We start from the raw sequence: 9,785 nt of genomic DNA on the forward strand, positions 1-9,785 counted from the left end.
CGTCGGCGGCTTGACGGTGGTCAGGCTGTGTCGGGCCGGAGGTTCCAGGGCGCGAGATCGCCGATGCGGTTGATCGGGTGGTCGGCGATGCGGTCCAGGAGGACGCGGAGATACGCCTGCGGATCCCAGCCGTTCAGTTCCGCGGTGCCGACGAGGGTGTAGATGATGGCGGCGCGCCTGCCGCCCTCGAGCGACCCGGCGAACAAATAGTTCTTCCGACCCAGCGCGAGCGGCCGCATCCGCCGCTCGGCGGCGTTGTTGTGCAGGCAGGCGCGGCCGTCGCGCAGCACCGTCGTCAGCGCGCTCCACTGCGCCAGCGTATAGCGGATCGCCTTTGCCAGGTCCGACTTGCCGGAGATCCACCGCAGCGTCGCCTCGAGCCAGGCGTGCAGATCAGCCATCACCGGCGCCGAGCGCGCCTGGCGGGCGGCGAGGCGCGCCTCGGGCGGCTGGCCGTGGATCTCGGCCTCGATTGCGAACAGCGGCTGCATGCGCTCGATGGCCTCGCGCGCGATCGGGCTGCCGTTCGCCAGCAGCTCGTCGTGGAAGTAGCGCCGAGCATGCGTCCAGCACGCCGCCTCCACCACGCGGCCGGTCTCGTAGAGGGCGTTGAACCCGGCATAGGCGTCGGCCTGCAGGATGCCCTGGAAGTCGCGTAGGCACCGCTGCGGATGCTCTCCCTTCCGGTCCGGCGTGAACTCGTAGAGCACCGCGGGCGGATCGGTCCCACCGAATGGTCGATCGTCACGCAGATAGGCCCAGAACCGCGCCGCCTGCGTCCTGCCGCGACCCGGCGAGAGCATCGGCATCGGCGTGTCGTCGGCATGCACCCGCGGTCCGGCCAGGGCGTGGCGGCCGATGTACGTGGCCATGGGTTCTGCCAGCGCAGCCGACCTGCCGACCCAACCCGCCAGCAGCCCGCGCGGCAGGTCCAGCCCATCGCGGCCGTAGATCTCCGACTGGCGATAGAGCGGGATGTGGTCGCAGTACTTCGAGACCAGCACATGGGCCAGCAGCCCGGGGCCCGGCCTGCCGCGCTCGATCGGCAGCGAGGGCATCGGCGCCTGTGTCATCGCCTCGCAACTCCGGCAGGAGAATGCGGGCCGGACGTGGCGCACCACCTCAAACCGGCCGGGGCGGTACTCCAGGATCTCCGTCACGTCCTCGCCCACCTTGCGCAGCGCGCCGCCGCAGGCGCGGCAGGTGCAGCCCTCAGCAGGCAAGTGCTCGACATCCCGCCGCGGCAGACTGTCCGGCAGCGACTTGCGCCCACGGCGTCGCGCCTTCTCTTCCGGCGCCTTGGCGCTGGCCGCCTCGTCCTCGGCGTCGTCCACGCCACCCGACGCGGCGATGTCGGCCAGCACCTCGTCGAGACGCAGCTCGAGCTGCTCGACCTCGGCCGCCAACCGCTCCGACGATCGCCCGAACCGCTCGTGCCGGAGGCGTGCGATCTGCACCCGCAGCCGCTCCGCCTCCAGCGTCTTGGCTTGCAGGCCAACCTCCGCCATGCGGCGGGCGGCGCGCTCCTCGGCCAGTTCTCCGCGCAGCGCCGCGATCATCGCCGCCAGGGCGGCGGGGTCTTCGGGCAGTGCGCTGTCGGCGTGCGGCGTCACGTCGGAATCGTCTCAGACGTGGCCGCGTCGGCGCAAGGGCCTACACCGCGATCTCGGGCTTCCAACTCGGCGTCGGCGTGCGCCAGTCCAGGCCCTCCAGCAGCATCGACAACTGCGCCGTCGTCAGCGTCACCACGCCCTCGCGCGCGATCGTCGGCCAGATGAACCGGCCCTTCTCAAGCCGCTTCGCCAGCAGGACCAGGCCCTGGCCGTCCCACCACAGAGCCTTCAGCAGATCGCCCCGCTTGCCGCGGAACAGGAACAGGTGGCCCGAGAATGGGTCGGCCTTCAGCACCGTCTGCACCTGTGCCGCCAGCCCATCAAAGCCCTTGCGCATGTCCGTCGCGCCGAGCGCGAGGTGCACGCGCAGCCCGGCATGCAGCGCCAGCATCAGGTGTCGAGCGCCGCCGCGAGCCGCCCCAGCACCTCCGGCGCAATCGTCTCGGAGACACGCAGCACGCGGCCGTTCGACAGCACTACTTCGACGGCCGCCACCGCCTTGCCCGTGCGCTCGGCAGACCGGCGCGGCGCTACCGCCGGGCGTGGCGTCTCCTTCGTCTGCGCCTCCTCCACGACCCGCACCGGCACCAGCGTCGCGGCCGCATCGGCGCGCACCACGCCCGACATCGTTCCCTCACGGACGTGGCGACGCCACTCGAACAGCAGGCTCCGGCTCATCCCGTGCCGATCGGCCACCGCCGCGACCGACGCGCCAGGCCGCGACACCTCCTCCACCAGCGACAGCTTCTGCTCCAGCGTCCAACGGCGACGACGCGCCACCACGCTGATCACCTCGTCCAATCGACTGTCCGGCACCGACCTTACCCCTAGGCTTAAGGGCGATAACGGACTTCCGCTCCACCCAGCAGCCAGGCAGGTCAGCCGATCAACGCAGCGCGCCGCAAGGCAGTCGAGGGAAGACGCTTACGACGCTTGCCGATGCCCGCGAGAAGATGGAGGCTTGGCGCAGATACTACAACGAGGAGAGACCGCACGGGGCGATCGGCGATAGGGTCCCCTGTGCGCTGCAAAATCCCGATGGCGCAACCAGCCCGCCGTCGTGACCAAGCCGGAAAACTCTAACTTCCGGCGGTCCAAAGACTGGTCGCGGATCACAACACAGCGGACTCTCCGTCTGAGTCGATACATTCAGGGGAGCACGTCATAGGTTGGAAGTTTGCTCCAGGGGGATGGATCATCATTAAGATGCCAGCGGCTGCCAGCCTGGGAGAATCTCGGGCCGCTGCCCCATGCCGAGCAAGATCACGCGTTCGACCCGGATATCATGCGGCGCGGGCCCCAAATGGGTGATCGTAGCAACGACGAAATGCTCAGAGATCGTTGACGAAACTCCGAACAGATTCAGCTCGAAGATCGCCCCTACATCGTCTGGAATATCTGCTCGACCAACGAGCCGCCGCTGACCCTCGGCTTCAGTGTAGACCCGCAAGGATGCCTCCTTCTCTCGCTGTCGTCAGCGGTGCAGCAAGGCTGACGGGCGGAAGCCTCATGCAACCGGGTGATGGAGGTTCGTTCCGGCAAAGGGTGAGCGCGGTCCCACGCCTTGGTAGACACGCGGGCCGCGGCATCCACGGCCAGATCGCAAGACGAAGCTGGGTGGCGAGATGTCCAATAACATCTCGCCACCCAACTCGATGCAAGATGCCGCGAGGCGCGACAATGATCTTGAACTCCTTGTTTAGTTAGGAGGGATCGCGCTCCAGATGATCCGCAAAGCCGCGTAGCAGCACCACAGTGGCGGGCCGCCCGATCAGCGCGATCAACATCTCGCCGAACGCCATGGTGACGCCGTTGAGCGCATTGGACGGATTGCCATCAGCCGCTCGAGCGTCGGAAGCGGCCTTCTGCAAGGCGGGAAGAAATATCTGCTGGCAGAGGCGAGAGGCGCCCTCGCTGGTACCTGATTCAATCATCGAGAAGTCCAATCCAAGCTGAGCCGTCCGGCTGGTTTCGATGGAAGGTGGGATAGTGGGCCCTCCAACACACAACGGAATGGTTAACCGCATCACGCATATTGCGCAATCACTAGATTAGTTAATGCTGATCAAGAGATATCCTTCGCTCAGCCGGACGACACAGAGCTGCGGCGTCGTCCCCCGCTGGGCGAAGAGGCAGCTCTCCCTCCCTGCGGCAAAAGCATCTCTTCCGGTCGAGGGAAGCGCCGTAGAGCAGGTCGGTGCGAGGGACCCTGAGGCCTTACCCGACCGCGGCTCCGACCTGTGCAACAGTGGGAGCAACAACCGGCCGGGCAAAGCGCGCGAAAGCCTCAGCCCGCGGACCGAGGAAGACGACCTGCCCTGCTTGGAGAATCATGATCTTGTCGACGTACTGCAGTATGCTAGGCCGGTGGGCGATCACCAGGGTCGTGGTCTGCCGCTGCCGAAGGTGCTGGAGCACCTCGATGAGCTGCGCCTCACCCGCGTCATCGAGATTGCTGTTCGGCTCATCGAAGACGCAGAGCGTGGGCTGCCCGTAGAGCGCGCGCGCGAGGCCGACCCTTTGGCGCTGACCACCGGAGAGACGGTTGCCGCTTTCTCCGATGAGGGTGTCATACCCCTGCGGGAAGCTCAGGATCAGCTCATGGATGCCGGCCATCCGCGCCGCCGCGACCACGGCGGCCGCATCCACCTCGCCGAGCCGCGCGATGTTCTCCGCGATGGTACCGTCGAAGAGATCCACATCCTGCGGCAGATAGCCGATATAGGGGCCGAGCTGCTCGCGCGACCATTGTCCCAGCTCCGCGCCGTCAATGCGCACCGTTCCCGCGGCGGCGGGCCATACGCCGGTCACCACGCGCGCGAGCGTGGACTTGCCCGAGCCGCTGGCGCCGACGATGCCCAGGGCCTCACCTGGGCGAAGGCTGAAGGAGACGCCGCGCAGCACCGCCGCCGCGGCGCCCGGCGGGGCGGCGACCAGCGCCTCCACGTCCAGCTGCCCCTTCGGCGCGGGGAGGCTCATCGGCTGGATCTCGTCATCCCCTGCGCGCAGGAGCGCACCGAGGCGCCGCCAGGCCTGTTGTGCGGCGACCATGCCGCCCCAGTTCGCGATCAAAGCCTCGATCGGCGCAAGCGACTTGGAACCGATGATGGAGGCGGCGATCATTAGCCCGGGCGAGATCTTGCCTTCAATGGCCAGGAGCGCGCCGGCACCCAGCATCAGCGATTGCAGCGCGATCCGCACCACCTTCGTCGCGTTCGACAGCGTGCCCGCCCAGTCGCTCGCTTGCGCCTGCATCTGCAGCATGCGCTCGTGCCGCGCCATCCAGCGCCGCTTCACCGCGCCCAGCATGCCCATCGCCGTCATGGCGTCGCCATTGCGCAGGCTTGTCTCGGCGAAGTTGGTCGCGGCGACGTTGTGACGGGTCGCCTCCGCCAGACGCTGGCGGGACGTCCATTCGCTGGCGAGGGCGAGCAGCACCAGGATCACGCTGCCGCCGAGCGACAGGAAGCCCAGCAGGGGGTGCATGAGGAACAGGAGGCCGAGGAAGATCGGCGCGAAGGGCAGGTCGAAGAAGGCGAACAGCCCGGGCCCCGCCACGAATTGCCGAACCATGGCGACATCACCGAGCGGCTGCGTCCGCGAACTGCCGGTGGCCCGCACATGGTTGCGGAACACGTTCTCGAAGACCAGGGGCGTGAGGATGCTGTCGAGGCGGCCGCTCACCCGCACGAGGATGCGCGAGCGAACCACCTCGAGAATGCCCATGGCGAGGAAGGCGCCGAGGGTGATGACGGTGAGCGTGATCAGGGTCGCTTCGGAGCGACTGCTCAGGACGCGGTCATAGACCTGCATCATGTAAAGGGGCGGGACGAGCATCAGGAAGTTGATCCCGATGCTGAAGAAGGCCGCGAAGAGCAGGGCGCCGCGCGAAGCGCGCAGCGCCGCGCGCAAGGGCGATTGCGAAGCGGAGGCATGCGTTGCGAAGGGGAGATTCAATGCAGCCTCGTCCGTGTCATCGGTCTCGTGGAGTCGTGGTGCCCGGCCTCACCGGGCGTCGTGCGGGCCAGGGCGATCATCGCTCTCGCATGGCCTTGCGCATGGCATCGGTCAGCGGCTCGACGAGGTAGCTCGCGACGGTGCGCTGACCGGTCGCGATCGTGACCTCGGCCGGCATGCCGGCCACCAGGCGGCGCTCGGCGATCTTCGCCAGGCTCGTCGCGTCCGGGGCGACGCGGATCTTGAAATAGGCCATGCCCGTCCGCTCGTCGGTGAACCGATCGGCGGAGACATGCAGCACGTGGCCCGTCAGCATCGGCAGGGTGCGCTGCGGCAGTGCCGGGAAGCGGATGACCGCCTGCTGCCCCTCATGGACGACCTCGATGTCCTGCGCCGCGATCTGGGCCTCGATGATCAGGTTGTCACCATGCGGGACGAGCTGCATCAGCGTCCGGCCTGGCGCGATGACGCCGCCATCGGTGAAGACATTGAGGCCGACGACCGTTCCGGCGACCGGAGCGCGGATTTCGAGATGGCGGACAATGTCCTGATTGGCGACCAGGCGTTCCTGCTGCTCGCGCAGGAGGTTCTGCGCCTCCTGCAAGGCGCGCGCGACCTCTTCCTGGAAGGACCTCTCGATCTGCAGGATCTGGAGCTGCGCCTCACCGATCTGCTGGCGCGACCGGGCGACGGTGGAAAGATACTCGCCCTGCTCGCCCTGGAGACGCGCAAGCTCCCGGTTCAACGCCAAGGCACGCGTACGGGGGGCGAATCCGCCGCGCAGCAGCTCGTTCACGCCATTCAGCTCCTCCTGGATGAAGCCGATCTGGCGGATGCGTGCCCGTTCCTGGGCCTCCTGGCCGATGATTTGCGACTCGATCTGCGCGATGCGCTGCCGCAGGACATCCACCTGACCCTGCAGCGATGCGCGCCGGGCCGTGAAGATCTGCTGCTGCCCCGTGATGACGTCCTGGAGGTCCTGCTCGGTCTCCGCTCGGCGCCGGATCTCAGGATCCAGTTCCATCTGCGGCGCGGCGTTCATCTCCGCCCGCAAGCGGGCGATCTGGACGAGGTTGGCATCCATCTGGCCCCGGATGATCTGGAGCCCGGCAAGGGCGCGCGTGGGGTCGAGCGTGATCAGCCGGTCGCCGGGCTGGACCTCGGCGCCGTCACGCACATGGATCTCACGGATGATCCCGCCCTCGAGGTGCTGGATGTCGCGGCGGCTGGTCTCCACGACGAGAATGGCCTGCCCCAGCACGGCGCTGTTCAGGGGGGCCAGGAACGCCCAGCCGACAAAGCCGCCGACGAGAAGCACATAGGTGATGATTCCGACCAATACCGGGCCGGTCACCTTGGTCGGCAGACCAGTTTGTATCGCAGCGCTCACGAGCAATTTCCTAATTCGACCAGTCGCGATGATTCATCGAAATCGCATTTCCCCTGATCCGGCCTTGGCGCCTTGGATCATGTGCCATCGCCAATCCGGCGAGCTCCATCGCCACGGGTATTTCAGACAGTTCACAGACCTTCGCGGTCCCGCCGGAGGACGCATCTCTTGACTTTCGCATTCCGAGCCCGCGCCGTGACCGCCACCCGGGCCGATGACGCATGCGCCAGCACTTCGGTGCCCCGAACAGGGCGACGGCGCCATTTTGACCCGGCACCGCGCGCCCACAGGCTGAAGGCCGGACTCAGCGGCCCGTCACGCGGGTGAAACTGTTAGATTTTGATTGACTAGTAAATACTAGACGTTTCGGTGCGACGTCGTCAAGGCTCGACGTCCGACCGGACGCACGAGCGGGCCCCTCATCCGAAAGGCGGGTCGCGCAGCCGGCCCGGGCGCACCCTCCCAGACCAGAGCAGGGAACGGCCAGGCAGGCGGCCCTTCGCGCTGCGCGCGGCCCTGGAAAAGGTGAGGTCAGCCTTGACATGCGATTGTGGGCCGCCCTTGCAACGGGCACACGCGCTCGTCCGTTCAGCCTCCGAGTTCCGGCATGGCTTCGGCAAGGACGGCGCCATGGTCGAAGGCCCATGCCGTCTCCGGACGGAGGCGCCGGCCATGGCGTCTGGAGGAGCACACGCGTTCAGCACGGCACCGCGCGCTCCCCTAACGCACTCCTTCGGTCACATGCACATTGCCGGAATGTTCGAAACGGGCCGTCGCCTTTCTCTGGCATGTCTTGTAAACCGACGATGAAGGGCGTCTCCCCGCATTAATTGAGGGCATAGTTTTTTCGCTTGTACAGTATTTACTATACGCATTCCCAAGAAGAGGTCGGCCAGCCATGGGATCAGATCGGCAGCGGATCAAGGAAGATCATGTCATGGAACTTCGACGCGAAGCCGGTCTCTGGCTGCGCGAGCTCCGTGAACACGCCAAGCTTTCCCAGCGCGCGCTGGCCGAGAAGGTCGGACTGGATTATTACACTTTCGTATCACAAATCGAGGCCGGACGCGGAAGGATTCCTCCGGATAAATATCTTGCCTGGGCTATTGCCGTTGGCATGGAGCCGGCTGCCTTCGTGAGAAATATCTTGCGATTCTATGAACCAGGAACCTATGATATTTTGTTCCCGCAAGAGAGCTAGACACACCAAGCTGCCGAATGTAATTTAAAGCGCATGCGCGGATTGTCTCACTCGCTGATACGATCGAGCTTCTAAATTATGTCAATTGTACCGTTCAAGCGACCGTCTGACTGGAGTTCAAGTGAGCTTCACGAGTGCGGACGGATTGTTGAGTGGCTTTCTCGCGCGGGACTGGTGGTTCGTCTTGAAACGGGGATGTCCGACGAAGGCGATCCATGGTGTGTCTTCATCAACGAACAATCCGGAGAGCCGATTTACCAGCTGGCCCGGATCGATGGACACTACATCATTGGCAGTCCTGACGGAACTGTTGTCTTGCGCAACAATGACGTCACGCAAATCATGAATACCATCGTCTTATCAGAGAATTTCATGCTTCTTCTGAAGCGTGCCCCACTTTCATCGACCGCCTTGCTCCTCAGCTTTTTTGTTGCGGCCAATGCCGATGCCAGCATGTCGCTGATGGGCGATGACGTGACACCCTGCACGCATGCGAAGATCAATCATCTGGATGTCGTGAATTCTTGTAACCTCCTCGATAGGCTCGATCCCGCCCCCATCCTCTTCGCGAATTCGAATCTTCCTCCGGCCGCGATCTTCGCCTCTGCGGCCAAGTCGAACCCTTTGCCTGGCCTTCGCCCAGCGGATCGCGACCCGGCGATCATCGTGAACGGGGAACTTGCCGTGCAGGCTTTCGGCGAGGCCGACGTCAGCGTCGCTCATGCCGCCTCGGCGCGGCTGAACCCCGGACATGTCGCGGTTCCGGTCTTGGGCTTGGCGCCCGATGTTTCAGGCAACTGGGCCTCCTTGGGATGAGGCCACGCCGCCTTCCCTCGATCGGGGATGTCCGTCCCGCCTGCCGTCCTCCCATTCATACCGGCCTTCACATGCCAGAGTGCCCCGCAGAACGCGCGGCGCCCCGCCTTCGGGGGTGGCAAGGTCACTGAGGCGATAGGGCGGCATCAGCCGCCCGCGTGCAGGGCCTTGAGCACCCTGGCGAGCCCCGCCTGCCAGTTCGGCAGGGTCACACCGAAGGTCTGCGCGAGCTTGGTGCCGTCCATCCGACCATCAGCCGGCCGCACCGCCTTCACCGGGTATTCATGCGTCGCGATCGGCAGCACCTTCGGCTGCGGGCCGCCATAGGCCGCGGCACCGGCAAAGATCGCCTCGGCAAAGCCGTGCCAATGCGTGGATTGCTCCGCCCGCGCGTGGAACACGCCCCGGTACTCCGGCCGCCAGCCGGTCTGCCGGATCCGCGCCAGGACGCCGGCAATCGCATCCGCGAGGTCCGGGGCCGCCGTCGGGTGGCCATGCTGATCCGCCACCACGCGCAGCTCGGGCCGCGTCGCCCCCACCGCCAGCATGGTCCGCACGAAGTTCTTGCCCACCGGGCTGAACACCCAGGCCGTGCGCAGCACGCTCGTCATCGGGTTGCCGGCCAAGGCCGCCCATTCGCCCGCGAGCTTGGTGCGGCCATAGGCACCGAGCGGATTGGCGAGGTCGCTCTCCAGATAGGGCGCGCCCTTCAGCCCGTCATAGACATAATCCGTGCTGATCTGGATCAGCGGGATGCCGGCCTCGGCGCAGAGCTTCGCCAGCAGCGCGGGGCCCAGGGCATTGGCCC

Annotated in this window: 10 protein-coding genes and 1 pseudogene; 3 read left to right on the forward strand and 8 right to left on the reverse strand. The window is 66.1% G+C overall.

What is annotated here, in order from left to right:
* Positions 1-20: 20 nt before the first annotated feature.
* The 3 genes from tnpC to tnpA all read right to left on the reverse strand — a co-directional run bounded on the left by tnpC (position 21) and on the right by tnpA (position 2,405).
* A complete protein-coding gene (gene tnpC / locus KTR66_RS23700) occupies positions 21-1,559 on the reverse strand; it encodes an IS66 family transposase (RefSeq protein ID WP_213617165.1) in 1,539 nt (512 codons plus the stop codon).
* A 94-nt stretch (positions 1,560-1,653) separates the two neighbouring features.
* Positions 1,654-2,004, reverse strand: coding sequence for an IS66 family insertion sequence element accessory protein TnpB (gene tnpB, locus KTR66_RS23705; protein WP_213617146.1), 351 nt, complete (start codon positions 2,002-2,004; stop codon positions 1,654-1,656).
* Positions 2,004-2,405 carry an IS66-like element accessory protein TnpA gene (gene tnpA / locus KTR66_RS23710; RefSeq protein ID WP_371819201.1) on the reverse strand — a complete coding sequence of 134 codons (402 nt, stop codon included), beginning with the start codon at positions 2,403-2,405 and terminating at the stop codon, positions 2,004-2,006. Before tnpA ends, tnpB begins: the two co-directional genes overlap by 1 nt.
* A gap of 137 nt (positions 2,406-2,542) precedes the next feature.
* On the opposite strand from tnpA, the pseudogene KTR66_RS23715 reads away from it, so the two are divergent.
* Positions 2,543-2,677: pseudogene (locus KTR66_RS23715) on the forward strand (integrase core domain-containing protein); the annotation flags it as partial.
* Between the two features lie 137 nt (positions 2,678-2,814).
* On the opposite strand, the gene KTR66_RS23720 reads toward KTR66_RS23715, so the two are convergent.
* The 4 genes from KTR66_RS23720 to KTR66_RS23735 form a co-directional block, all read right to left on the reverse strand.
* Positions 2,815-3,063, reverse strand: a complete 249-nt coding sequence (locus KTR66_RS23720) for a hypothetical protein (protein ID WP_213617150.1) — start codon at positions 3,061-3,063, stop codon at positions 2,815-2,817.
* 253 nt (positions 3,064-3,316) lie between these two features.
* A complete protein-coding gene (locus KTR66_RS23725) occupies positions 3,317-3,559 on the reverse strand; it encodes a hypothetical protein (RefSeq protein ID WP_213617152.1) in 243 nt (80 codons plus the stop codon).
* 271 nt (positions 3,560-3,830) lie between these two features.
* Complete coding sequence (locus KTR66_RS23730; RefSeq protein ID WP_213617154.1) at positions 3,831-5,570, reverse strand: type I secretion system permease/ATPase; 1,740 nt, start codon at positions 5,568-5,570, stop codon at positions 3,831-3,833.
* Between the two features lie 76 nt (positions 5,571-5,646).
* Complete coding sequence (locus KTR66_RS23735; protein ID WP_213617156.1) at positions 5,647-6,960, reverse strand: HlyD family type I secretion periplasmic adaptor subunit; 1,314 nt, start codon at positions 6,958-6,960, stop codon at positions 5,647-5,649.
* A gap of 937 nt (positions 6,961-7,897) precedes the next feature.
* Here KTR66_RS23735 and KTR66_RS23740 point away from each other — a divergent pair.
* Positions 7,898-8,161: a helix-turn-helix domain-containing protein gene (locus tag KTR66_RS23740; RefSeq protein ID WP_249732401.1), complete on the forward strand. Its 264-nt coding sequence runs from the start codon at positions 7,898-7,900 to the stop codon at positions 8,159-8,161.
* A gap of 195 nt (positions 8,162-8,356) precedes the next feature.
* Positions 8,357-8,977: a hypothetical protein gene (locus tag KTR66_RS23745; RefSeq protein ID WP_213617160.1), complete on the forward strand. Its 621-nt coding sequence runs from the start codon at positions 8,357-8,359 to the stop codon at positions 8,975-8,977.
* A gap of 146 nt (positions 8,978-9,123) precedes the next feature.
* Here the strand turns inward: KTR66_RS23745 and KTR66_RS23750 are convergent.
* A partial coding sequence (locus tag KTR66_RS23750) for a sugar nucleotide-binding protein (protein WP_213617161.1) occupies positions 9,124-9,785 on the reverse strand: 662 nt, incomplete at its 5' end.

Source organism: Roseococcus sp. SDR (assembly GCF_019083995.1).
In the GTDB taxonomy this organism is placed as follows: domain Bacteria; phylum Pseudomonadota; class Alphaproteobacteria; order Acetobacterales; family Acetobacteraceae; genus Roseococcus.

Coding starts and splice junctions, on each gene's coding strand:
- KTR66_RS23740 (WP_249732401.1), top strand. CDS start 7,898: ATGGAACTTCGACGCGAAGCCGGTCTCTGGCTGCGCGAGCTCCGTGAA.
- tnpB (WP_213617146.1), bottom strand. CDS start 2,004: ATGCTGGCGCTGCATGCCGGGCTGCGCGTGCACCTCGCGCTCGGCGCG.
- KTR66_RS23745 (WP_213617160.1), top strand. CDS start 8,357: ATGTCCGACGAAGGCGATCCATGGTGTGTCTTCATCAACGAACAATCC.
- tnpC (WP_213617165.1), bottom strand. CDS start 1,559: ATGATCGCGGCGCTGCGCGGAGAACTGGCCGAGGAGCGCGCCGCCCGC.